We start from the raw sequence: 21,040 nt of genomic DNA on the forward strand, positions 1-21,040 counted from the left end.
GGGGTGCGCCGGGCTGGTCTTTGTTCGTCGGGAGGATCTCGGCTGAGCCGAGCGGCTAGGTCTGGGTCGCTAAGGCATCGGCAGGCTCGCTGGGCGGACCGTTGTCGTTGTCGGCGCGGTCATTGGCGGCGGCGTGCCATGTGGTCATGGGCAGGACGTGCAGCGGGCTGGGAAAGCGGCTCGCCTTCGTGCTGCGCACAGCTGCCATCTCGACAACAAATTCGTGCCCGCAGGTGTCTGGATTCCGGCAGCGATAATATAGCTCGCGATACAGCGTACTATTCTTGCCAACAGCCCGAGAATGGGCACGGCCCCCGCAGGCCGGACAAGTGACATGTGGCAGACCCGACATTCAGCTTTCCCCCGTTTTTCCAGCCCCAGCACCATTGCCGGGCAGAAAGGATTTGAGACGGGTCAGCAGGCGGCTGTAAGCACCGCTGGCTTCCTCTGTCTCTTTGATGGCGTGATAGATCTCTGTCGGGGACGAACCGTGCTGCATCGCATGAATGCTGCTGCTGATCGCGCCCGCTGATTCCAGCGATGCCTGGGCGATGTCGTCGGCCAGCGCGGCCCGACATGCCATTGTGTTCGATAGTTGAACGTCCAGCTGGCGGGCATAGCTTTCGAGGATCGGCGGATAGCCCCCGCCTGCCTCCATGAACGCACGGTCAAGGGCCATGGCCTGACCCAGCGTCGGCATGCTGGCTTTATCGCTCTCGCTCCAGTAGCGGACAGCGCGCTTGGACCGGCGCGTGATCTTGGCAGCAGCATCCCAGCCAATGAGGCCGACCGCCGTCGTGATGGCGAGGGAGAAGGTGAGAGGGGCGCGGACCTTCGTCACTCCATTGCCCCCTGTAGGCTGGAGATCACGCTTTCGACGTCGAAGGATTCCAGATCATCATAGGCGCTGGTTAATGCGTCGGCAGCGGCTTCCGCTTTGTAATAGCGGTCGCTGCTCTGCATGTTTTCGGGAATACCGTCCCGATATTCTTCCTCGTCGCTCTTGATCATGTCGATCCGCTCGCTGACCGCCGAAATTTGCATCGCCAGATCCTGAAGCTGGGCGATCACGCGCTGAATTTCTTTGCGGCGATCCCGGTTCATGCTCCCGGCCTCCCAATGGCGCACAGGGCAAAGATCGAAGCGCTGCTGATGATGACGAAGGTGACGAGACTGTACCATCGCGGCAGCTGCGGCATGGGGGCCGGTTCGTCGCGGAAGGTCAGTTCCTCCGGCACCGCGAAAGTGTGCCGCGCGGCAAAGCGGCCCCGCAATCTATAGGTCACCGCGACCCTGCCGGGGAATATGGATGATGATCCTTTTGCCGAATGTTCGGCGCAGGCTGCGTCGGCTATCGCATTTTCGGGGCGGTCTGCGTGATCAGACGGCGATGGCGCATTGCGCTCGATCGCCTGTGTCTCGAAGGAAAGCATTCCGTTTGGTCCTTTCAAGCGGATCGGTTGGGCGGGGGGTGCGATCCCCGCCCAACCAATTTCAGGTCAGGCGGCGACTGCCGCCGGATGCGCGGCCCGGCCTGCCGCTATGGCGGCGCGGGCTGCTGCGGTGAGTTGAAGAGGCTGGCCCTTCCGCACATTGCCAAGCACTGCCTGGGCGCGGACTGCGGACCAAAGATCGCGGCGCGTGACGCGCAGCTGTGTTTCCAGTTCGGTGACGCTCATCGGGTGAGCCGCGTCGAAGAGGGCGTTCAGCAGGCGGGCCTGCACATCGTTGGCGAAGGACATCAGGCGACGTCCTTCCGTTGCGTTTTGGCCATCCGATCGCAAGCGACACCCTTCTTTATTCCCGATAGAATAGGCCCACATTCCTCGCCGGGCTCTGGGGCACCGGCACCATCGTGGACAGGGTAGAGGTCGGGGCGAAGAAGATGGCGAGACACATGGGTGGCGGCCTCGACTGCGAGAACATAGTCGGCAGGGAGCCTTTTACCTGATTGAAGCCACTTAGAGACGGCAGGTTGCCGAACTCCGCAAATCAGCGCGAACTTGGTCTGTGACCCGGCGTTTTCGAGCGCCATTTGCAGCGCTTCGTAAGGGGTTAGTGCGTTTGCCATGCCCCTGCCTATTCCAAATGGAATAACATCGTCAATAGCAAATCGAAGGTATCGGAATATTCCTGATGGAATATCTAAGCGGCATGCGCACAGGTGAACGTATCGCGGCAAGGCGGGCGGAATTGGGGCTATCTCAATCCGAACTCGCGCGGCAGGCGGGAATATCGCAAGCAACGATCGGTAAGCTGGAATCCGGGATTAGCTCGGGATCCTCACAGATGCACAAGATCGCCCGCGCGCTTCAGACCACGTCGGACTTTCTGACCGGAGAGACCGACGATCCTTCCCTCGGCGCAGCGCCGGTGCCAACGCCGCAAATGATTGCCGAGCAGCTGGGGATGACGCTGATCCCTGAGGTTGATCTGCACTTCGCACTTGGGGGCGGAAACTATGTCGATGGGCCTGTATCGACGACATTGGTTCCTTATCGCACTGACTGGCTGAAGCGCATAACCAGAGGGGCCCAGGCGGATGTGATCCTGACACGGGGCGACGGTGATTCCATGGTGCCGACCATCTTGGACGATGACGATGTGATCGTGAACCGGTCCGATCGCATCATCACCAAGCAGGATCGGATCTGGGCGCTAGGCTATGGAGATTTGGTGGCCATCAAGCGCGTTCGCCGCCTCGCTAATGGAATGTTTCATTTGCTGAGCGACAATCCAAATGTGACGCCGATCGAAGCCTATGAAGACGAACTGCGCGTCATCGGGCGTGTGATTTGGATTGGCAGGAGAATGTAGGCGTGGCGCTACCGTCCATGTCGCTAGCTGTCGTCGGCGTCGCGCATAAGAATTCCGATGGAACCGACCGGCGCTTAGAAATTGATGAGTGCATGCCGGGCGAGCCGGTGGATTTGGTGCCGGAGCCTGAGAACGAATTCGACGTTCACGCGGTCGCGGTCTATTCCTGCCGCAAGGTGCAGATCGGGTATGTGAAGGCAGACAGATCCCCAAGAATCCGCGCGCTTCTATCAAGCACAGAGGTTCGCGCCGTTTTCCAACGACCCGCGCAGTTCGGTGCCTGGGTACGGGTGGCATTCGATGGCGAGGATCCGGTGCTGACCGACGCAATGCTTGAAGATCATGACGAAAATGTCGATCGCGGTAGTCCGTCAGAACCGGATTTCTATCCTGATGAGATCTGGCTTGATGATTGAGAACAAGGCATCGGAACCTTATGTCCACATCCGGTCACAGACGGATTGGACCATTACACGATCGTCGTGGAGCTAAGAACCTTCTTCGAAGGGGTGCTGATCGGATGAGCACTTGATTTTTTTGCTAAATCAGCAATCAGCTTGACCTCATTTGGATTCTGCGGGTCGAACGCCCTGGCCTTTTCTAGCGCAAGCGCGCGCAGCGAGGCGTGACGTTCCGCGATTCCCAACCAATAATGTAGGAGCGTGGAACGCACTTTACGGAAGTCGCGGCGGATAGAGGCAAGATCGCCTTCGCCTGTCAGCATGTCGATCAACGCCTTGGGCATAAGCTGCGCTTCACGGAGACGAATTCCGACATGGTGTCGGCCAAAGGGAAGAATGAGCTTGTTGATTGGAAGTCGCTTCTCCAGTTCGGCTGCGTGATTGCGGTCTACGGGCAGTCGGGGGTCGTAAACCGCGATGTACGTAGCGCCCTTCTTGACGTTCCGTTCGAAGTCATCGCGAACAAAGTCAATTTTGGCAGCAGTATTGCCCCAGCCCGGGTTGTAGTTAACCTTCTTTGGATCAACAGTGAACTGCGGAGCGAGGGCAACCACCCTATCCGCGTTCAGGGCAGCAGATGTGTGAACGGCAGCGTATCCACCCATCGACGCGCCAGTAGATACTACATTGTCATAGCCAGACAGAATGGAGCGGGCCTTTTCAGCCGCACCATCGATCTCGGCATATTGATACCATTGATTCCCGCGCGGGAGGAAGTGGACTGCGTCGAGACCATTCATGCTCAAACTGGCTTGCGCAGTCGGAAAACGAGGAGCGCTTTCGTCCAGCAGCGCGCAGAAGGTGCAGACCACCGTTCCTTCACGCGAAGCCACTTTCTTGGCTGCACGTGTAAAAACCACCGACAGATTGTCCGTCTCAAAAATCAACTCGTCGGTGTCTAGAATCTTCTTTGATGGGAACGCCATTCCTACCCCCAAAGCACACACAAGCGGGTAGTGCCGATTGATTGCTTTTCCTCCAGCAGGCGATTATCAATGTTGTGTAGCATCCGCAACGTTAGATTGAATATGCGAAGCTGCTGGGACCGGCGGCAAGGTCCGCGTCATCAGCCTGCCCCGCACCCATGAAAGGAGATAAAGCGCCACGTCTGACGAACGCCCTGTCATTTTCGATGATGACAATCCCGAATGGACCGATGCCGATTTCGCCCGTGCCAAGCGGGGCGACGACATTCCGGCCCATATCCGCGCCGCCTTTCCCAAATTAAAGGGAGGGCGTCCGCGCGGGTCGAACAAAGAGAAGGTGTCGCTGCGCCTGGACAAGGATGTGCTGGAGCGGTTCCGCGCTGCCGGGCCGGGGTGGCAATCGCGCATCAATTAGGTGCTGCGCAAGGCGGAGGCATGAAATCCACGTCGTTTCGACACCAATCATTGAGACCAGGCGTGAAAATGGCCGCCCTCAGTTAGAGGGCGGCCACGCTGCACTGTGAAGACTGTGAAACTTCAGTGCAGATCAGTTGCTCAGAAGCGGTAAGAAATGCCGAGCGACAGCTTGTTGTTATCGACGCGGATGCCGTTCAGGCCCAGATCACGGTTCAAACCGGCGCTGCCGAAATCTTCGATCAGATATTCGACGCGGATAGACGTCTGCGCGCCAACGCGGGTTTCGAGGCCAGCACCGTAAACCAGCGCATCCTGCGTGGTCTTGGTGGTGAAGGTATCGACGCCGTCGGACAGGCTCGACTTGAACTTGGTCGACTGCCAGCCACCGCGAGCATAAACGCCGGTATTGTCCGCCAGCATATAACCCAGGCGAGCGCTCAGGCCGAACGATTCACGCGCGCGAATCTTGGCGTCTGCAAGGCCGCCGAGGTCAGCCGACAGGCTGGCGCTGGACAGATTGGCGTTCGCTTCCACACCGAAGAACACAGCGTTCGACAGCGCGTAATCATAACCGACATAGAGCCCGCCACCGACGCCATTTGCGCTAAGGCCATCGAAGGAAAGGGTTGCGCCGCCGCCCAGATCGACGTCTTCGGCCTTGATTTCATATGCGTCGCGGCTGATCTGCGCGCCGACATATGGGCCAGAAAAGACGTCAGCGAAAGCAGGCGTCGAAACCGCAGTGGCAGCCATGATAGCTGCAACGAAAATCTTCTTCATTTTGTCAATTCCTCATTGAACATCGCAAATATTAGATGCGACCGCGCTATCTGTTCTTGTGCGCGGGGCGCGGTTACCCAATTGCGAACTTGGTACGCAACTATCTAATCGTCCGTGTCGAGAAATATCGTTTCGGTGTCACAATTATATCACAGGCGCATCAAGGCGCAGTCTCCATCTTCACATCGGTTGTGAAGCCGCCCGCCTTGTCGAGCCGGTGCGTCACTTCAGAAATCAGCCATGTGGCCGCGTCGATCTCATCCTTATAGCCGCTGACCTTCACGCGGGCTTCGGGGATGGCGTCGGCGCGGCCCAGCGCCAGCTTCATGTCAAAGGTCGCCGGTGCCCGCTTGAGCCGGTCCCGCTCCGCAATGGCCGCGCGCTTCGCCGACGCCTCATCGGGATAGACCTTGCGCAGCTTCTTCGCCCCATCCGCCTTGCCCACGGTAAACGTCTCGCGCTTCGCCCCCTTTTTATCGTGCCAGCTGGCCGTGACTCCTTCCTGACCGTCTCGCTTCTGCCGCTGCCATGAGTGGCTTCCTCCGTCGCTGCGGCGGATGGTGAGCGTCGGCAGCGCCTTGCCGCTGGTGGTGGTGCCTGCGCCCTTCTTGGCGAAGATCAGATGCTTGTCCTTGATGGTCGCGACAGCGTCATGCTCCCGACCGAGACGTTTCAGGAAGGCGATGTCGCTTTCCCGGCTCTGGCTGATCGAATTGAGCGCGATCGAGGACAGGGCAGGGGCGATCTTCAGCGCCAGGCCATTGCGGCCCGCCACGTCCTTCAGCACTGCGCCCAGCGTCGTATTCTTCCAGCTCTGTTCGCGCCGGTTGCGGATCTTGCTGGTGAAGTCGGCAGCGCGGGCTTTGATCGTGATCTGGTCGGGTGGGCCGATGTGCGACACATCGTCCACCTTGAAGCTGCCTTTGTCGACCAGGCCGACTGTAACGTCGCGCCCCTGTTTCCAGCCCAGATGCACCTTCAACACCGCGCCTTCCTTAGGGATAGCCAGCATCCCGTCCGTATCGCTGAGAACGATATCCAACTGGTCGGCTTCGTCGCCGCGCTTTTCCGACAGGCTGAGCGAGACCAGGCGCGGGCGCAGCCGGTCGGACAGATCCTTGCCGTCGAGCGTCACACGCCAGTCTGCGATATTGTTGACCTTGTCCGTCACTGTGTCGCGCCTGCATTGCTCGCTGGTGCCGGATCATCCACGCGCAGCAGGTCAATTCCGAAGTCGATGCGGCGCGGGCGGCCATCCGCCATGAGGAAAGCACGGCGCTCATCGATCGCGGTGACGACGAAGGTGCCGTAGACCGTGCCGCGTCCATCGACCAGCGGCAAGGCCTCGCCCTGGTCCGCCATCGAGCGCAGGTCATCGATCGACACCTGCCCGTCCGTGATTTCCGCATAGACGGATCCCGAAAGGCTGATCCTTTCATCGCCCACGCCGGTGAACTGCGTGGCATCGCGCGCGCCGACGCGCTGAGATCGGGCATGCTGAAAGCTGGCCGGTCCAGCCACCGCCAAGCGCCGTCGACACATAGGCCCCCAGGCCGCCACGCTTATAGGTGGGATCGCCTTGCAACGTCGCTTCCACGCCCAGCCGTGTATCGCTCTGTCGACGGACAGCGTGGGTGAACCGAAGTTGCGCCATGTAGCTTTCATTGCGCACCCCCCAGCTTCCGAACCAGCCCAGGCGCCACCGGTCGCCTAAAACGCCGTCTGTCTGGACGCCGACATCCCATCGGGAACCCTGAAGCTTGTTGCCCGGATCGTTCGGGTCCAGATCTGTCTTCGTGAAGCGCGGCCCCGCGCCAATATTCGCCCAGCCCCAGGACCCTGATGTCTGATAGACCAGCGCGGCTTCCGCGCCGATATAGGTGGCGTCGATCCGCTCCGTGGTGCGGTAGCGATATGTGCCGCCATTTACCCCTGCGCGCAGCGCAAGGCCATGGCCCAGAGAGTTGCCGGGGAGCGAGATCAAACCACCACCATACCCTCCCGCTCCGTCGCCGACTGAACCGCCAGCGTAGATCACGCCCCGATCCTGCGCCAACGCCCCCTGTCCCGAAAACGCTAAAACGGCGAGTAGAGCCAGAAAGCGAAGCGAAATCATTGGATTGTTTCCCGATGACGGATTGTTGCAGCTGCATAACGTGCGATGGGGTGGCAGGGACAGACAAAAAATAATGCTAAGGCACGGTTTACCGCATTTCTGGAAAATCTTTCGCATTCAATGCCTTCCGGTCGGGCAACTTGGCCGCTAGATATTGAGGGCAAGCCAGGCTTGTTTTGGAGAGACAAGGGAATCTCATGACGGCGGAGCCGCTCCCTATCACCAGCCTCAACATACTCATCGTCGATGACGATGACCTGTTTCTTGAGATGCTGGCGCTGGAAATGGAGGCGCTCGGCTGTTCGGTTCAAGTCGCGGTCGACGGCGCGGCCGCTCTTGAGCAAGTGCAATTGGCGCCGGTCGATGTCCTCATCACCGATTGGCAGATGCCGGGCATGGACGGCCTTGAACTGGTGCGGCAGGTGAGGGCTGCGGCATTACAGAACCGCTTCCTGCATATCGTCATGATGACTGCGCGTGGCGACAATGACACGATCAGGGCGGCCACCTCTGCGGGCATCGACGACTTCCTGTTCAAACCGCTCGACCCGCTGCAGCTGGAACTGACGGTTGCATCGGCCCGTCGCAATGTAAGGCTGCATCGCAGCCTGGAACGGCGGAACCGTCACCTGGCGAAGGCGCATGATCGTATCCGCGCGGCATATCGCCATGTGCGCGCCGACCTGGACGCGGCGGCGGCTCTGCATCACAAGCTGCTGCCCAATGACAAGGAAATGAATGGCGTGCGCATCGCCTGGGCCCACCGGCCAGCGATGAACATGAGCGGCGACACGCTGGGCGTGTCCCAGCAGGAGGATAAGATTCTTTTCTTCCTCGCGGATGTTCAGGGGCATGGCGTTCCTGCGGCGCTCGCCTCGTTCCACCTGCATCACCGGCTGGTGCAACTGGCACCGGGTGACCCCGCCGCTTTGGCATCCGCGATCGAACAGCTCAATCATGAGATAGAATCGCAGCCCAATGAAAATTATGCGACCCTGATTTGCGGCCTGCTGTCGCCCACGGAAAGGCGTGCCTGGATCATCCGCGCGGGTCATCCAGATCCGCTGATCGTTGCAGCGGCAGGGGTATCCAGCTTGCATCTGCACGGCAGCTTTCCTCTCGGCTGGTTCGGCGACGCTGAATTCATGCCGGAGGAGGTCATCCTGGAGGCCGGGACGCGGCTGGTGCTCTTTTCGGATGGCGTCACCGAATGCGCCGATCGCGAAGGCGCGCAGTTGGAGGTCACAGGTCTCAGCGAGTTGCTGCGCAAGGGGGCTGACGAGCCGCTGGAACTTATGGTCGAACGGGTCAAGGCAGCCGTTGCGATGCGCCGGGGCACGCGCGGCTTCGATGATGATATCTCGCTTCTCGCGATCGAAATGGCATAGTGAAACAAGGGTGCAGACATGACGGCGATCATCAGTATGGACGGGGATGTTGCCCTGGTGGAAGTGCAGGCGACCCGGTTCGACGCCGCCGAAGCACCAGCATTCAAGGCGGATCTCGCCAAAGGTATTGCAGGCGGCCCGCGCAAGGTCGTGCTGGACCTGACACGCGTCGCCTTCATGGACAGCACCGCGCTCGGGGCGTTGGTGTCGCTCCTCAAGATGCTGGGCAAGGACGGCTCGCTCGCGATCGCAGGCGCGCAGCCTGCGGTTCGCCGCTTGTTCGAACTGACGCGCCTCGACGCGGTTTTCCGGCTGGCGGAGACGGTGCCCGATGCAAGAGCACTGGTGCGTGGCTGACATCGTGCCAATCCACCTGTACCCCGCCCGGCTGGAAGAAGTGAGCCGATTGAGTGCGCATGTCCGCGCGCTCTGCGAAGCAGCCGCAGTTCCACCCGAAGCGATGATGGATATCGAACTGGCGCTGGCGGAGGCCGCCAACAATATCATCATCCATGGCTATCACGGTCGGACCGACGGCATGATCGCCGTGGGCGTGCGGATTGCGGCTGACTCTGTATCGCTGGAACTTCAGGACGAAGGCAAAGCGGTTCCCGAAGGCCTGTTTTCCAAATGCCGTGCCATCTCCGCTGATGCAGAGAGCGGTCGTGGCATCGGCATCATCCAGTCTTGCATCGACCGGATCGATTATAGGAGCGAGGGTGGCAGGAACCGGCTGCTTCTCACAAAGCGCCTGAACCACTGATGGGGGCGGGTTGGGCTGGCGCTGCTTGCGGGCAATCACCTCAACCTGGCAGGCAATTTCTCTCCCACGGACTGAGGCGACACTTTCCCCGTCTCCCGCTGAAGCGCATCATCCTCCATCCCCACAATGATGCTCCCGGCGATGACGAGAATGGCGACCATCAGCAAATGGCTCCGGCCTTTCCTCAGCCCCTCTTTCCAGTTCATCCCGACGCTCCTTCAGTGGGTCGCCATAAGGCCGCACGAACCATGATCGACATCCCCACTATGTTGTTGAGACCCCACAGGCCGTTGGCGATCAAGCCACCCACTGTATAGCTTCCCACCCCCAGCCACAGCGCCACCGACGCCCAGCAGAAGGCGGCCAACGTTCCGATCATCAACGCCAGCTGCGGCCAGACGAGGTGCAGATAATGGCCATCCTGCCGATCCTTGGGCGTGACGGGGAATTTGATCTTCTGCTTTCGGACCACCGCCCAGAGCGCCTGGAGCGATATGGGGAAGGACGCCATATAGCTGACCTTGCCCTTATAGCCTGAAATCCCCCAGGTGCCGAACATGATGGCCAGCTCGGTAACAATCAGGAAAGGCAGCGCCCGGGCGAAAAAATCGCCGGTGTAGGCGGAAACCGGCGCGATGGAGGTCATCAGGTAGACGATCGGCGCCAACAGGAAGACAAGGTTCCAGAGCGCGCCCATATAGGACCAGAAGGTCGCGAGGTACATGAGGCGCTGGCCGACCGACAAGCCCTTGGCTGTCACCGGATTGTCGTGGAAGAAGATGTCGAGGCTTCCTCCCGCATATTTGAACCGCTGGATGCTCCAGCTCAGCAGATCCTGCGGCGATAGCATCTTCGATTCCACATGCGGGTGGAGCACCGATTTCCACCGCCGCTCACGGTCCTGATGCAGCACGATCGTGGTATAGATGTCTTCGGAGACATGGAATTTGTAAGGCGTCAGTTCCTCCGCCTGCGCGGCTTGCCATCGGGCAAGCGCTTGCGCCGCTGGATCGGGGCGGCGGCGGACCAGGTTGGCGATGCGCGATTTCGCGTCACCCGACGCATGGGCAATGGCATCGGCATAGGCGCGCAGCGCGACGAACATCACGGCTTCACGCCGGTGGATCGACCCCGCCCCACAGCAAAAGGCCGCGTTATAAACGTTGCGGCGGCGCTGGATGACGTCGAAGAAAAGCTGCGGGTCGTTGACGAACGGGTCCTCGCCAACGCGTATCTCACCAAATATCCGTTCCACCGCACCGCCGATCGCGCCGCCCAGCCAGCCAAATCTGCGCACCATCCAATCGCTCAGCCGCTCCCCTTCCGGCACGTCATAAAACCAGTGCGGCGTCTGGACGAAAGCCACGTCCGGGTCGCGAAAATAGCCAAGCGTGCGTTCCAGCATCGTGGGGAAGGGGCGCGTGTCAGCGTCGCAGATCACGATGAAGTCGCCGCTCGTCTGCTCCATGGCGTTGCGCAGATTGCCCGCCTTGAAACCGGCATTATTGTCGCGGCTGATGTAGTTGACGCCTTCCTCGTCCGCTACCTTGCGCATCGTGTCGCGGCGGCCATCGTCGAGTATGTGCACCTTCAAGTCGATGGGATGAGGATAGCGCACGGCCTTGGCGTCGCGGATGCTCAGCCGTACCAATTCCTCATCCTCATTATAGGTCGCGATGAAGATATCCACCGAAATGGCCCGATCATCATCGCTGGCCGCCAAACCTATGCATTCGCGCATCCGTGCGGGCGGCGCGCGCAGCGGATAATCCTTCACCTTCCACAAATTCAAGGTGAACAGAATAAGCCCGAAAAATGCGCACGTCTCCGCAATCAACAGGGGAATGGCGAACCACAGAGCGTCCCAGTTCAGCGAGGATGTCCAGCGCCAGGACAGATAGCGCGCGCCCAGCAACAGCATCAACAGCGCCAGTGCCTGCCAAATCAGCTCGATCAAGCGCGAATGAGGCAGTGGCCCTGGCGGTCGTCGATCCTCAAAGCGGTTGAAATAGAATTCCACGGGCTTCCTTATGGCTTCTCGGGTCAACTCCAACGCGTCCGGCGATGTGACAGCAGAACAAAGGCTAGGTGTTCAGGCGGGGGCATGCAACATAAGACATTGTAAAGCCCAATTGTTTTGGCGGGCATCCGTCCGATCGACCTCAGCGTCGTTCATCACCACCTGCCGTTCACGGTCGAGCTTGCGCGCGGAAAATGGGCGGATCACGCACGGGGCATTCAATCGTGCGTGGGACCATAGATGCGGTCGTAAAGCGCCCTACCGCGCTCATCGCGTGGAAAAATGGTTCCTGACCGCCGCATAGGCTGCCCGCGCCTTGATCAGGGCGTCGAAGCGGAAACGGTGCCATGGGGAACCGATCGCGACGGCCCCGTCGATGATCCTTCGGCTGCTTCGCCACAACCGATGACTGCTATTCGCGTCTCGCGGGACGCAGGTGTCGAAAGACATATCGGGCCTGCGTCCGATCCTCTCGCTGATGTCGTGCATCAACAGCTGGCCGGGCGCATAGGCGCGATAGTCTTCGTCAAAGGCCATTTTGAAGCCATGGCCCCAACTTGTGGATTCAAACCAGCTCGACATGGCGATCGCACGGCCACCGACGGACAAGGTGGCCAGCCGCGCGCTGCCATTCGCGTGGCCGCGCTCAATGACGGTGCGAAACAGGGTCTCGGTGGCCGACTGGCTGCCCAGCGCGCTGCCGATGCGGCCCTTCCAGCCGGACGCCTCCATCTTTAAAAAGGCGTCGATCCAGGGCGCGCAGGGCTGATCTGGATCGAGCAGTGTGACCACGACAGAGCCATGATCGCGCTCCAGCCGCCTCGACAGGCTGCGCAATCGCCCCCGCATTTTGGAATCGCAGCGGCCCGCGGCATCGTCGCCCGCGCGATATGCCGGGCGGTCAAGGCACTGGATGATGTGCAACCCACGCCCTTCCTGCCCGCAGCGGTCGAACAAGGCTGTGCTGACCGGATCATCTGCATCAAATCCCTGGAAATGCAGCAATATCTCGGTGCCTGCGCGCCTATCGAGGAAAGCGAGCAAAGCGTCCCAGAAAATATCGGCGGTTTGCGCCGCCACCAATGGCGTGCCCAGAAACTGGTTGGTCGCCGACCAATTGCGCCAGATGCGCGCGGGCCAGCGTCCAAAACGCAATTCGGCAACCAACGGCATCACGCCCAACCACGGCCCATGCCCAAGGCTGACGACAGCCAACAGCGTGTCGCGGCCATCGGTGGCATGGCTAAGCGCGGCGTCCATGAACCAGTCTTGCGCAAAGACGTTGGCGGCCCCGGCCTGGGCCGACAACCCCGCCCAACATGCCCGGTCGTCGGCTGTCAAATCGGCGTGGCGCAGCATGCGCACAATGGGCCGTTCGGCATCGACCATGGGCCATTCATGGCTGGGCTGGAATGCGCTGGCGGCGGGCAACATGCTCATAACAGACCCACCTTGCGAGCGACCCGGCAACCGAGCGCCCGCCATTTCGGGGACTTGGGCCATGTCGGCAGGTCGCCAGCGGGCAATCGGCATCGGCGCAGCACCGGGTTGATCTGCATCGCCGCGCCCACCGACTGGCTCCATTCACTCTGCCAGGTGATCGACAGCGAAATGGACGGCTGCGCGCCTGCTTTTACCCAGTGCGGCGACGCATAGGGGATGAAGAGCGCATCGCCGGGGCGCATCTGGTGAACATTCGCCTCCGCCTCATAACTGTCGTTCCAGGGCAGCATATTGTCGCCCGCGCCATAATAGGCTTCGTGCCGGTCCAACGGCAGCCAGGGCGCTGTGGGTTGATAGGTCGCGAAATGCTTGTCGCCCGCGATCTGGAACAGGATGTTATATTCGCAGTCGAAATGAAACGGCGTCAATGTGCCGGGTGAGGAAATGAAGATGAACCCCCTGACCGTCAGGCCCGGCCCGGTCGATGGAGTGATGGCCGGTCCGATCTCATCCATCACCCTGTCCAGCAGGTCGCGATAGGCGGGCAGTTGCTCGACAAAGCGGAGCATGACCCAGTTGCCGCTGCTATTGATGGCGCGAATGACGCTTGCTGGATCGGCATCGTCCGACCGATCCATCGCGAATTCGCCGCCGTTGACAGCGTTGGATATCCGACGCTCCACATATTCCGGCGGCAGTTCGAGGGCGGCTTTCGCCAGCGCCTCGAACGACAATAATGGCTGGTCCATCAGGCTGTGCCGCAGCATGGTCGGCGACAAGGGATAGGCGCTGGCGAAGGAGCCGAGACTGGACGGAGAGAGGAAGGACATGGAAAAGCTTCTTCAGCACGGCGGGACGATTACGCCAGCATTGCCGTCGAAGGTTGAAAAACCAGTTAAATGTCCAGAGCGGCGTGTGGATTTGGAATCGCCCGTTCGGGCTGAGCCTGTCGACCCGAAGAGCGCTGGGCGAACGGGAGACAGTGATTTCGGTGTAACGCTCGTCGCTCTAGCCTTTGCCCCGACGCCAGCCTCCACCTTCGATCAGATCGTCCCAGCGCAGCGGCTCGCTCAATCTGCCTCTTGCGCTCGACGGTTGAACCATATTGCCAATGACCAGCCCATGACACCGCAGCCGCCCAGCCAGATGAGGAAGGCTGCCGCGTCCCCGGTCAGCGCGCATATCAGGCCGGGAAGGCCGGTGGCGAAGGCCAGCAGCTGCCGCTTTCGCCTTGTCTGGCCCCCTGCCCGGCTCCCGGTCGCGCGGTTGCGCTTGGGATCGCCGATGCACAGGGCGCACAGGGCCAATGTTGATAGGCCAGTCGCGATCAAGGCCAGCAATATTGTCATGCGGCTGCAACCGGGCGAGCCGCAAGCGGCAGCCGCCCTTTCCTCAAATCCGCCGCCCGCCAGATCATCCATACCCCTGCCAACAGGAACGCCAGGTCCAGGGCGGCGATGACCGGCTGCCCTGCGTCAATGGCGCTGCTCCAGCCAGGGCCTCCCGTCATCAAGCGAAGCGGGGGCAAGCCAGCCATGACCAAGCCCGTGGCAATTTGCAGGCCCCGTCCCAGCGTGTCCACAGAGCGCGCGAACCCGCCACCCAAAATGGCCACGGCGGACGCGATCAGGAAAGCGGCAGGGGTCCAATATACCGCCGACCCCATCGGCATGGCGATGAGAAAGGTCGCGGCAGCAACCACCAGGGCGAAGGGCAGGCCAAAACCCACCACCATGACGGTGCGATCCAGCCATTCAAGCGACCGCATATCCTCCCGCCGCCGCGCGAGCCAGAGCCGCAGCCCCGTGAACGTGACATAGCACATGGCAAAGCCCAGCGCGAACCAGACCGCCTTGGACAGGATGCCCGCGAAATTACCGAAATGCATCGGTGCCATGATGGCGGCCAGCGTGCCGCCCGCCGACGGCTGCGTGCCGATCGACGGCTTGGTGCGCAGGAACGTCGCCTGCGCCCCGTCGTACAACAGCGTGACAGGCTCGATGTCACCAGCTGCTGGGGGGTGGAAGCTCGTCACCTTCGCATCGGCCCGACCGAAATTTTCGATGGCGATAAAGGTTGGGACCTCGCCCGTCCGGCCAATGGCATCGGCAGCGATCCGGTCGATATTGCCCATGGCGGCAGGACGGGGATCGGGCCGGCCCGGATTCCCAAAGACGGCGTCGTTAAGCGCCTGCACATCGCCGCCAAAGGCCGCCATTGCCACGATCGGCACGCCAATCGTCCCGAAAAAGGAGAAGAAGCTGCCCGTAAACGCCAGGATGAAGGCGAAAGGCAGGCTCCATGTGCCCGCGACGCTGTGCCGGTCCCGATCGACCAGCACCGGATTGGCGCGTCGCCGCAGGGTGAAGATGTCCTTGAACAAATGCCTGTGGATCAGCAGGCCGGAAATGGCCGCGACCAGCATCGCCAGCCCCACTATGCCGGTCAGCAACAGGCCCCACGGATTGGGCACGTGCAGCCGGACATGGGTGTCGACCAGAAAGCTGCTCAATGCATCATCGTTACGCGGCCCGAACACTTCCTCGCCGGTCCCGTGCTGCGCCTTGGCAACATTGCCCTTCTTATCCAGCTGATAATAGATGCCGCGACTGACCAAAGTCCCGTCGGGATCGATTTCGTGCCGGTGAAAAAAGGCGCCCAGATTGTGGTCGCCAATCTCGAAAATATCGACGCCTTCATGATATTTGGCCGGCGTTTGCGCGGCCAGGCGGCGGACGCTGCTGTCCATCGGTCGCTCGAAAGCCGACCTGGTTTCCACATGCCCGGCCGACCATATCCCGATTTCCTCGGCGAAAACCGCCGCCATGCCGGTAAAGATCACCGCATATAGCAGCAGCCCCAGCGCGATCCCCGACCAGCCATGGACGGCGACCATCAGCTTCGTCTCATCCTTTTTGAGGTGGATCATGAGCGGTGCTCCCCGGCGGCTGGGCTTTGGGCCAGGAATTTGTACGAGACCAGGCCTGCATGCAGAATGAAAAGCGCGCCAGCGATGGCGGCTACTCGCGAAAGCCTGCGATCAAGGCAGGCATGGAAGAACAGCGCAGCCCATATCAGCGGCGCGAGAACCAGCGGCAAAACCAGATTGTCGACGCCCGCCGCCCCTCCCGGCAGCCACAGCGGCATTCCCGCCATGACCACCAGCGCAACCAGCACCGCCCCCGGCCCGGCCAACAATATGCGGGTCCACTTTCGCCAGATTTGCGGCACTGAATTCTCCGACGGCCTGTTCAACACGCCCTCCAATAGGGGGCCATGGATCGTTAGCAACCACTCATGGCGCAGGCAAGAAGAATGCTATTGAGAGTCTCTTTCAATATGTCTAAGGGCCGCCTCATCAGGAAAAGGGATGAGATGATGAGAAAATTTGCCATCGCCGGTGTCGCCGGTCTGCTGTCGATCCAATCGGCCTTGGCGAATGAAGAGGCTATGTCCGCGGACAAGGCGGGCGACTTTGGCGAGCAGATCATCGTCACCGCCAATGCAGGCGCAAAGACGGAAACGCCGCTGGTCGAATTGCCCCAGCCGGTCACCCTCATCACGTCGGAACAATATCTCTCGCAGGGCGCGATCAGCATCAGCGACACGGTCAAATATGCCGCTGGCGTGCTTGCCAGCCCTTATGGCCGCGATACCCGCGTCGACGGTTTCAGCGTGCGCGGCATCGACGCGCTCCAGTTCCGCGACGGCATGCGGGACATCTTCAGCTATTATGCCAGCATCACGGCCGACCCCTACAACTTCTCCCGCGTGGAAATCGTGCGCGGCCCGGCATCGGTGCTGTTCGGCCAGGGTTCGATCGGCGGCCTCGTCAACCTCGTCTCCAAAACGCCGGCGTTCAAGACGGGTGGCGAACTGAACATCGTCTATGGCAGCTATGACCGCAAGGAAGTGATGGGCGACGTCAACCTTGCGCTGGCCGACAATCTGGCGATCCGCGCCGTGGGCCGGGTGCGCGATGCGAACACCTATGTCGACCATGTTCCCGACGACCGCGTCATGTTCGCTCCTTCGATCCGCTGGCAGCCCACGCCCGATACCGATATCGTGCTGACCGGCCTTTATCAGGAGGATGATACCGGTTCGACGGCTCAGTTCCTGCCGATCGTCGGCAATTTCCGACCGAACCCGGCCAATCCCGCCGGCCGGCTGGATCCCTACACCTTCGTCGGCAAGCCGGGGTGGGACCGTTATGCGGGCCGTTCGCTCCAGGGCGGCGGCTCTGTCACCCATAAATTCTCGGACAATATCCGCCTCAGCCTGAAGGCCCGCTACATCGACAGCGACCTTGAATATAAAACCCACTATCCTGACAGCTACACCTATCCGAGCGATCCGTTCCTGCCCTATGCGCCCTACGGCACCTACGGGCGCACCATCGGCCTCTATGCAGAAGCCAGCGACGCGCGAATGAATGTCTTCTCGACCGACAACAACCTCCAGTTCAATTTCAACACCGGCGCGAATATCGAACATAAGCTGCTGGTGGGTCTGGATTACAGCTGGAACAAGGTCGGCAAGCGCTACGCCGCCATATCCAGTACGCTGGACGACATAGAAAAGATCGACCTCTACGACATCGACTATGACGCGTTGCTGACCTACGAGCCGACCGGCCCCTTCGCCTATGACTCGCAAAAGCAGCTGGGCGTCTATGTCCAGGACCAGATCCGCTTCTTCGACCGTGTCTCCGTCGTTCTGGGCGCCCGCCGCGACCATGTCACCAACTCGTCCGGGCAGAAGGACAACGCCACGACCTTCCGCGCGGGCATCATTGGGGAAATCGGCGCGGGCTTCTCGCCCTTCTTCAGCTATACCGAAAGCTTCCTGCCGATTGCCGGAGTCCTGACTGGCCCCGGCGGCATTCCCGGCGACCCGTACAAGCCCCAGACCGGCACGCAATATGAAGCAGGCGTGAAGTGGCAACCGACGCCCGCGACGCTCGTCACGGTCACGGCCTTCCACATCAAGGAAAAGAACCGGGTCCTTTATCTGCCGAACAGTGTCACGGCCCAGTCCGGCGAACTGACAACCAAGGGCATTGAGGTCGAAGCGAGCCACCGCCTGCCCGGCGACTTCGAACTGCTGGTCAATTACGGCTATAACAAGCTCAAGTCAGAGGTGAACAGCAGCCTCGAATATATGCCGCGCCACATCGCGTCGATCTGGTCGACCAAGAGCTTCGGCGTCACGGACGGCGCGCAGTTGCGCCTTGGCGCTGGCGTCGTCTACAGCGGCAAGAGCAAGTCGACCGGCGCCATCGATCCCTATGGCCTCAATCCTGCCATTCCGGCGGGCACCCTCTATACGGTCGTCACCCCGTCGCGGACCACTGTCGACGCCCTGGCAGAGATCAACTGGCAGAACTGGCGCTTTGCGCTCAACGCGACGAACCTGCTCAACAACAAATTCTTCGCGTCCTGCCTTGCGCGTGGTGACTGCTTCATGGGTGCCCCGCGCAATGTCATGGGCACGGTCAGCTATCGGTTCTGATCAGCCCATAAGCTGGGAACGCGCCCGGCTCGACATTTGGCACACACTGTCTCGCCGCCACGCCTGATTTTGACATTTGCTTCCCGCTGGCCGGACAGGAAGGTCGCAAATGTCAGAATCGGACCACTAGTGAGTTTCTGCGCGCAGTCGGGCCACCAACTGCTCGATCTCGAAAGGTTCAAGAATCCAGGTGCGCGTCTTCCGGCCTGCCCGATGTATCGGCTGGGTCAGGAGGACGCGTGCCTGATCACGCGCATGCGGCTTGAAGATCGCGAAGTGCCGGGCGCAATCGCCTATCGTGCCGATCAGCGGCGCCCTTCCCTCAAGGTCGATCAAAGTGGCGGGCTGATCCCAGGGAATGGCGGATGTGGGATGATAGGTCATAGAACAACTCCAGGCTGAACAACGCCGCCTATCAGGGCCGAACAGAATAGAAAGGCCAGACTTCAACCCGCCGGGACAGGCCGGACCCTCAAATCCTCATTGAAGATAGGTTGAACGCAGCGACCTTATGTCCTCGTCGCTCAGGCCCAACCCGTGGCGCACATAGGCGTCAAAACTGCCATAGCGCTTCTCCACCTCGTCAAACGCCGCCTCCAGATAGCTTGCCCGAACCGTCAGGACATCCTCCAGATAGGACGGGTTCATCGGACTATTCGATTTCGCCAGCATCTCCTGCACCAACGCATTCTTGGCCCGCAGGAAAGCATTGCTCGCCATATAATCCGCCATCACCGTGTCGCGCGGCACGCCCAGCAGCGTCAGGATCACCGCGCTCGCCCATCCCGTCCGGTCCTTGCCCGCGGTGCAGTGATAAAGGATAGGCGACCCATTCATTTGATCCAGCAGCGTGGCATAGGCCCGCCGCGCGCTTCCCAGCGATACGAAATCCCGGTTCGCCGCCGTCAACAACTCCACGCCCTTGCCCGCCTCGATGGCCGCCGTCGCCTTGCGCATGTCCCCGCCCAGCGACCCGTCGCTGTCTGCCGCGACATCCAGGATCAGGGGCTGGCTTCCGCTGGGCAGCCGATCCGGCTCCAGCGCCCTTTCACTCTCCGTCCGCAAATCGGCCACCAGCCGCAGCCTCAGCTGCTCCATCGCCTTCAGGTCGGCATCGCTCACCCGGTCGAGTTGATCCGAGCGAAACAGCAGGCCCATCTTCACCCATCGGCCATCGACGGTACGATAGCCGCCAATGTCGCGCAGATTGGCGATGCTGGGCAAATGCAGCGCCCGGTCGGCAATGACCAGCGGCGCGCCACGGTCGGGAACCAGCGTGAAATAGGGACGACTGCCGGGCGCGGGGTTGCGAATTGTGACGCTGCCCGTCCCGCCGCCCTTGGCCATCGGCGTGCCGCTCAGGACCGGGGACGGCGATCCTCCAACATGGACGGCGACATGCTCCGCCCCCATGGCCTGCCATGCGACTTGATAGTCGTCGACGCCCCCGACCTTCGTGACGCTCGCCGCCAGGAACGGACTGGCCGCGCCTCCACCTCTTGCAACAGGCGTGGTGCAACCGGCCAGACCTGAAAGGGAGGCGACCAGAGCAGCCGCGACGAATGCGCGGCGATCGAACAGAATGGCAGTCATATGTCGGCCTACCCTCGTTGAGACGAGATATTGCCGCCATCGACGACAATCTCGGACGCGGTGATATAGCTTGCCTCGTCCGACAAAAGGAAGCGCACAACCCGCCCCACTTCGTCCGGGTCGCCCAGGCGATTGAGCAGGATACGCTTTTCGAAATAGCCTTGCGGCAGCGCCTCTACCGTCGGACGCAACAGGGGGGTCATGATCTGGCCGGGCGACACCGAATTGATGCGAATGCCGTCCATCGCCAGCCGGTCGGCCAGTGACCGGACCAGCGACAATATCCCGCCCTTGGCGGCGCTGTAGATCGGATTGACGGCATTGCCGAGCGTGGCGTTGATCGATGCAATCGCCACGATCGCGGAACCGGGCCGGGCGGCCAGATCGGCCCGGATCGCCTGAACGATGAAGGCAAGCGATCGCAGGTGGATCGCAATGCCGCTGTCCCAGCTTTCCGGCGTCATGCCGTCCAGCGATCCGGTATCGACGATCCCTGCCGCATGAACCAGGCCGCCGGGCGCGCCAATGGCTTCCCGCGTCGTCGCCAGCGCGGCTTCGATGCCGCCAATTTCGCGCAGGTCGATGGCGACGCTCGTCACCGCCGCGCCATGCGCCTCCGCAATGGCGCGGGATGCTGCGGCGGCCTTTTCCCCATCAATGTCCCACAGGGCGACCGGACGTCCAATGGCGGCCAGCGCGTGCGCGGACGCAAGGCCGATGCCCGACGCGCCTCCCGTAATGATGACGGGCGACGAAGGGGAGGCAAGAGCGGGGGCGAGCGACATGCGGAAATATTCCTTCA

Annotated in this window: 28 protein-coding genes and 1 pseudogene; 7 read left to right on the forward strand and 22 right to left on the reverse strand. The window is 61.2% G+C overall.

All coding sequences use genetic code 11. The annotated features are described in order from the left end of the window. Positions 1-55: 55 nt before the first annotated feature. The 7 genes and pseudogenes from FHS54_RS16415 to FHS54_RS02895 all read right to left on the reverse strand — a co-directional run bounded on the left by FHS54_RS16415 (position 56) and on the right by FHS54_RS02895 (position 2,071). Positions 56-199 carry a hypothetical protein gene (locus FHS54_RS16415; RefSeq protein ID WP_243855585.1) on the reverse strand — a complete coding sequence of 48 codons (144 nt, stop codon included), beginning with the start codon at positions 197-199 and terminating at the stop codon, positions 56-58. A gap of 12 nt (positions 200-211) precedes the next feature. Further along, positions 212-352: pseudogene (locus FHS54_RS16645) on the reverse strand (ogr/Delta-like zinc finger family protein); the annotation flags it as partial. Next, positions 353-841, reverse strand: a complete 489-nt coding sequence (locus tag FHS54_RS02875; protein WP_167302268.1) for a hypothetical protein — start codon at positions 839-841, stop codon at positions 353-355. Continuing rightward, positions 838-1,104, reverse strand: coding sequence for a hypothetical protein (locus tag FHS54_RS02880; protein WP_167302269.1), 267 nt, complete (start codon positions 1,102-1,104; stop codon positions 838-840). The genes FHS54_RS02875 and FHS54_RS02880 overlap by 4 nt, the downstream gene beginning before the upstream one ends. Continuing rightward, entirely contained in the window at positions 1,101-1,433 is a 333-nt protein-coding gene (locus tag FHS54_RS02885) for a hypothetical protein (protein WP_167302270.1), read from the reverse strand. Before FHS54_RS02885 ends, FHS54_RS02880 begins: the two co-directional genes overlap by 4 nt. Before the next feature lie 66 nt (positions 1,434-1,499). Beyond that, a complete protein-coding gene (locus FHS54_RS02890; protein WP_167302271.1) occupies positions 1,500-1,742 on the reverse strand; it encodes a hypothetical protein in 243 nt (80 codons plus the stop codon). Continuing rightward, positions 1,742-2,071: a YdaS family helix-turn-helix protein gene (locus FHS54_RS02895; protein ID WP_167302272.1), complete on the reverse strand. Its 330-nt coding sequence runs from the start codon at positions 2,069-2,071 to the stop codon at positions 1,742-1,744. The genes FHS54_RS02890 and FHS54_RS02895 overlap by 1 nt, the downstream gene beginning before the upstream one ends. Positions 2,072-2,136: 65 nt before the next feature. Between FHS54_RS02895 and FHS54_RS02900 the strand changes: the two genes are divergently transcribed. Together FHS54_RS02900 and FHS54_RS02905 are read left to right on the forward strand one after the other, a co-directional pair. Further along, positions 2,137-2,817, forward strand: a complete 681-nt coding sequence (locus tag FHS54_RS02900; RefSeq protein WP_167302273.1) for an XRE family transcriptional regulator — start codon at positions 2,137-2,139, stop codon at positions 2,815-2,817. A gap of 2 nt (positions 2,818-2,819) precedes the next feature. Continuing rightward, on the forward strand, positions 2,820-3,233 hold the full coding sequence (locus FHS54_RS02905; RefSeq protein ID WP_167302274.1) for an HIRAN domain-containing protein: 414 nt from the start codon (positions 2,820-2,822) through the stop codon (positions 3,231-3,233). A gap of 53 nt (positions 3,234-3,286) precedes the next feature. Here the strand turns inward: FHS54_RS02905 and FHS54_RS02910 are convergent, their stop codons facing one another. Further along, entirely contained in the window at positions 3,287-4,204 is a 918-nt protein-coding gene (locus tag FHS54_RS02910) for a hypothetical protein (RefSeq protein ID WP_167302275.1), read from the reverse strand. Between the two features lie 91 nt (positions 4,205-4,295). After that, a complete protein-coding gene (locus tag FHS54_RS02915; protein WP_167302276.1) occupies positions 4,296-4,481 on the reverse strand; it encodes a hypothetical protein in 186 nt (61 codons plus the stop codon). Here FHS54_RS02915 and FHS54_RS02920 point away from each other — a divergent pair. Continuing rightward, positions 4,470-4,619 carry a BrnA antitoxin family protein gene (locus FHS54_RS02920; RefSeq protein WP_425057296.1) on the forward strand — a complete coding sequence of 50 codons (150 nt, stop codon included), beginning with the start codon at positions 4,470-4,472 and terminating at the stop codon, positions 4,617-4,619. The two genes, FHS54_RS02915 and FHS54_RS02920, sit on opposite strands and share 12 nt — an antisense overlap. Positions 4,620-4,759: 140 nt before the next feature. Here FHS54_RS02920 and FHS54_RS02925 read toward each other — a convergent pair whose 3' ends face one another. The 4 genes from FHS54_RS02925 to bcsS all read right to left on the reverse strand — a co-directional run bounded on the left by FHS54_RS02925 (position 4,760) and on the right by bcsS (position 7,517). Then, entirely contained in the window at positions 4,760-5,401 is a 642-nt protein-coding gene (locus FHS54_RS02925) for an outer membrane protein (RefSeq protein ID WP_167302277.1), read from the reverse strand. 160 nt (positions 5,402-5,561) lie between these two features. Beyond that, positions 5,562-6,572 (reverse strand): contractile injection system protein, VgrG/Pvc8 family, encoded by a 1,011-nt coding sequence (locus FHS54_RS02930; protein WP_167302278.1) that lies wholly within the window; start codon positions 6,570-6,572, stop codon positions 5,562-5,564. Further along, positions 6,569-6,847, reverse strand: coding sequence for a phage tail protein (locus tag FHS54_RS02935; protein WP_341785924.1), 279 nt, complete (start codon positions 6,845-6,847; stop codon positions 6,569-6,571). Before FHS54_RS02935 ends, FHS54_RS02930 begins: the two co-directional genes overlap by 4 nt. Next, complete coding sequence (gene bcsS / locus FHS54_RS02940) at positions 6,837-7,517, reverse strand: cellulose biosynthesis protein BcsS (RefSeq protein WP_167302280.1); 681 nt, start codon at positions 7,515-7,517, stop codon at positions 6,837-6,839. The genes FHS54_RS02935 and bcsS overlap by 11 nt, the downstream gene beginning before the upstream one ends. 197 nt (positions 7,518-7,714) lie before the next feature. Between bcsS and FHS54_RS02945 the strand changes: the two genes are divergently transcribed. The 3 genes from FHS54_RS02945 to FHS54_RS02955 are packed head-to-tail and all read left to right on the forward strand — an operon-like array spanning position 7,715 to position 9,668. Further along, positions 7,715-8,905, forward strand: a complete 1,191-nt coding sequence (locus FHS54_RS02945) for a PP2C family protein-serine/threonine phosphatase (protein WP_167302281.1) — start codon at positions 7,715-7,717, stop codon at positions 8,903-8,905. Between the two features lie 18 nt (positions 8,906-8,923). Further along, positions 8,924-9,262 carry an STAS domain-containing protein gene (locus FHS54_RS02950; RefSeq protein ID WP_167302282.1) on the forward strand — a complete coding sequence of 113 codons (339 nt, stop codon included), beginning with the start codon at positions 8,924-8,926 and terminating at the stop codon, positions 9,260-9,262. Then, positions 9,255-9,668 carry an ATP-binding protein gene (locus FHS54_RS02955; protein WP_167302283.1) on the forward strand — a complete coding sequence of 138 codons (414 nt, stop codon included), beginning with the start codon at positions 9,255-9,257 and terminating at the stop codon, positions 9,666-9,668. Before FHS54_RS02950 ends, FHS54_RS02955 begins: the two co-directional genes overlap by 8 nt. Before the next feature lie 202 nt (positions 9,669-9,870). On the opposite strand, the gene FHS54_RS02960 is transcribed toward FHS54_RS02955, so the two are convergent. The 6 genes from FHS54_RS02960 to FHS54_RS02985 form a co-directional block, all read right to left on the reverse strand. After that, positions 9,871-11,688 (reverse strand): glycosyltransferase, encoded by a 1,818-nt coding sequence (locus tag FHS54_RS02960; RefSeq protein ID WP_167302284.1) that lies wholly within the window; start codon positions 11,686-11,688, stop codon positions 9,871-9,873. A 267-nt stretch (positions 11,689-11,955) separates the two neighbouring features. Beyond that, a complete protein-coding gene (locus FHS54_RS02965; protein WP_167302285.1) occupies positions 11,956-13,128 on the reverse strand; it encodes a GNAT family N-acetyltransferase in 1,173 nt (390 codons plus the stop codon). Further along, positions 13,125-13,961: a cupin domain-containing protein gene (locus FHS54_RS02970; RefSeq protein ID WP_167302286.1), complete on the reverse strand. Its 837-nt coding sequence runs from the start codon at positions 13,959-13,961 to the stop codon at positions 13,125-13,127. The genes FHS54_RS02965 and FHS54_RS02970 overlap by 4 nt, the downstream gene beginning before the upstream one ends. A 240-nt stretch (positions 13,962-14,201) precedes the next feature. Beyond that, entirely contained in the window at positions 14,202-14,480 is a 279-nt protein-coding gene (locus FHS54_RS02975) for a hypothetical protein (protein WP_167302287.1), read from the reverse strand. Next, positions 14,477-16,060 (reverse strand): PepSY-associated TM helix domain-containing protein, encoded by a 1,584-nt coding sequence (locus FHS54_RS02980; RefSeq protein ID WP_167302288.1) that lies wholly within the window; start codon positions 16,058-16,060, stop codon positions 14,477-14,479. The genes FHS54_RS02975 and FHS54_RS02980 overlap by 4 nt, the downstream gene beginning before the upstream one ends. Next, on the reverse strand, positions 16,057-16,386 hold the full coding sequence (locus FHS54_RS02985) for a hypothetical protein (RefSeq protein ID WP_243855589.1): 330 nt from the start codon (positions 16,384-16,386) through the stop codon (positions 16,057-16,059). The genes FHS54_RS02980 and FHS54_RS02985 overlap by 4 nt, the downstream gene beginning before the upstream one ends. Before the next feature lie 195 nt (positions 16,387-16,581). Here FHS54_RS02985 and FHS54_RS02990 point away from each other — a divergent pair, with 195 nt between their 5' ends. Beyond that, a complete protein-coding gene (locus tag FHS54_RS02990; protein WP_425057297.1) occupies positions 16,582-18,645 on the forward strand; it encodes a TonB-dependent siderophore receptor in 2,064 nt (687 codons plus the stop codon). Positions 18,646-18,771: 126 nt separating this feature from the next. Here FHS54_RS02990 and FHS54_RS02995 read toward each other — a convergent pair whose 3' ends face one another. From FHS54_RS02995 to FHS54_RS03005, 3 genes are all read right to left on the reverse strand, one after another. After that, complete coding sequence (locus FHS54_RS02995) at positions 18,772-19,029, reverse strand: hypothetical protein (protein WP_167302289.1); 258 nt, start codon at positions 19,027-19,029, stop codon at positions 18,772-18,774. A 96-nt stretch (positions 19,030-19,125) separates the two neighbouring features. After that, positions 19,126-20,238 carry a tyrosine-protein phosphatase gene (locus tag FHS54_RS03000; protein ID WP_167302290.1) on the reverse strand — a complete coding sequence of 371 codons (1,113 nt, stop codon included), beginning with the start codon at positions 20,236-20,238 and terminating at the stop codon, positions 19,126-19,128. 8 nt (positions 20,239-20,246) lie between these two features. Continuing rightward, positions 20,247-21,023, reverse strand: a complete 777-nt coding sequence (locus tag FHS54_RS03005; RefSeq protein WP_167302291.1) for an SDR family NAD(P)-dependent oxidoreductase — start codon at positions 21,021-21,023, stop codon at positions 20,247-20,249. Positions 21,024-21,040 lie beyond the last annotated feature (17 nt).

Source organism: Sphingobium vermicomposti (genome assembly GCF_011762025.1).
In the GTDB taxonomy this organism is placed as follows: domain Bacteria; phylum Pseudomonadota; class Alphaproteobacteria; order Sphingomonadales; family Sphingomonadaceae; genus Sphingobium; species Sphingobium vermicomposti.

Bases quoted from the DNA above. Each gene is read 5' to 3' on its own strand.
- FHS54_RS02950 (WP_167302282.1), top strand. From the start codon at position 8,924: ATGACGGCGATCATCAGTATGGACGGGGATGTTGCCCTGGTGGAAGTG.
- FHS54_RS02970 (WP_167302286.1), bottom strand. From the start codon at position 13,961: ATGTCCTTCCTCTCTCCGTCCAGTCTCGGCTCCTTCGCCAGCGCCTAT.
- FHS54_RS02915 (WP_167302276.1), bottom strand. From the start codon at position 4,481: ATGGGCCGGAATGTCGTCGCCCCGCTTGGCACGGGCGAAATCGGCATC.
- FHS54_RS02980 (WP_167302288.1), bottom strand. From the start codon at position 16,060: ATGATCCACCTCAAAAAGGATGAGACGAAGCTGATGGTCGCCGTCCAT.
- FHS54_RS02895 (WP_167302272.1), bottom strand. From the start codon at position 2,071: ATGGCAAACGCACTAACCCCTTACGAAGCGCTGCAAATGGCGCTCGAA.
- FHS54_RS02965 (WP_167302285.1), bottom strand. From the start codon at position 13,128: ATGAGCATGTTGCCCGCCGCCAGCGCATTCCAGCCCAGCCATGAATGG.
- FHS54_RS02890 (WP_167302271.1), bottom strand. From the start codon at position 1,742: ATGTCCTTCGCCAACGATGTGCAGGCCCGCCTGCTGAACGCCCTCTTC.
- FHS54_RS02880 (WP_167302269.1), bottom strand. From the start codon at position 1,104: ATGAACCGGGATCGCCGCAAAGAAATTCAGCGCGTGATCGCCCAGCTT.
- FHS54_RS02910 (WP_167302275.1), bottom strand. From the start codon at position 4,204: ATGGCGTTCCCATCAAAGAAGATTCTAGACACCGACGAGTTGATTTTT.
- FHS54_RS02925 (WP_167302277.1), bottom strand. From the start codon at position 5,401: ATGAAGAAGATTTTCGTTGCAGCTATCATGGCTGCCACTGCGGTTTCG.
- FHS54_RS02995 (WP_167302289.1), bottom strand. From the start codon at position 19,029: ATGACCTATCATCCCACATCCGCCATTCCCTGGGATCAGCCCGCCACT.
- FHS54_RS03000 (WP_167302290.1), bottom strand. From the start codon at position 20,238: ATGACTGCCATTCTGTTCGATCGCCGCGCATTCGTCGCGGCTGCTCTG.
- FHS54_RS03005 (WP_167302291.1), bottom strand. From the start codon at position 21,023: ATGTCGCTCGCCCCCGCTCTTGCCTCCCCTTCGTCGCCCGTCATCATT.
- FHS54_RS02945 (WP_167302281.1), top strand. From the start codon at position 7,715: ATGACGGCGGAGCCGCTCCCTATCACCAGCCTCAACATACTCATCGTC.
- FHS54_RS02900 (WP_167302273.1), top strand. From the start codon at position 2,137: ATGGAATATCTAAGCGGCATGCGCACAGGTGAACGTATCGCGGCAAGG.
- FHS54_RS02975 (WP_167302287.1), bottom strand. From the start codon at position 14,480: ATGACAATATTGCTGGCCTTGATCGCGACTGGCCTATCAACATTGGCC.
- bcsS (WP_167302280.1), bottom strand. From the start codon at position 7,517: ATGATTTCGCTTCGCTTTCTGGCTCTACTCGCCGTTTTAGCGTTTTCG.
- FHS54_RS02885 (WP_167302270.1), bottom strand. From the start codon at position 1,433: ATGCTTTCCTTCGAGACACAGGCGATCGAGCGCAATGCGCCATCGCCG.
- FHS54_RS02990 (WP_425057297.1), top strand. From the start codon at position 16,582: ATGTCCGCGGACAAGGCGGGCGACTTTGGCGAGCAGATCATCGTCACC.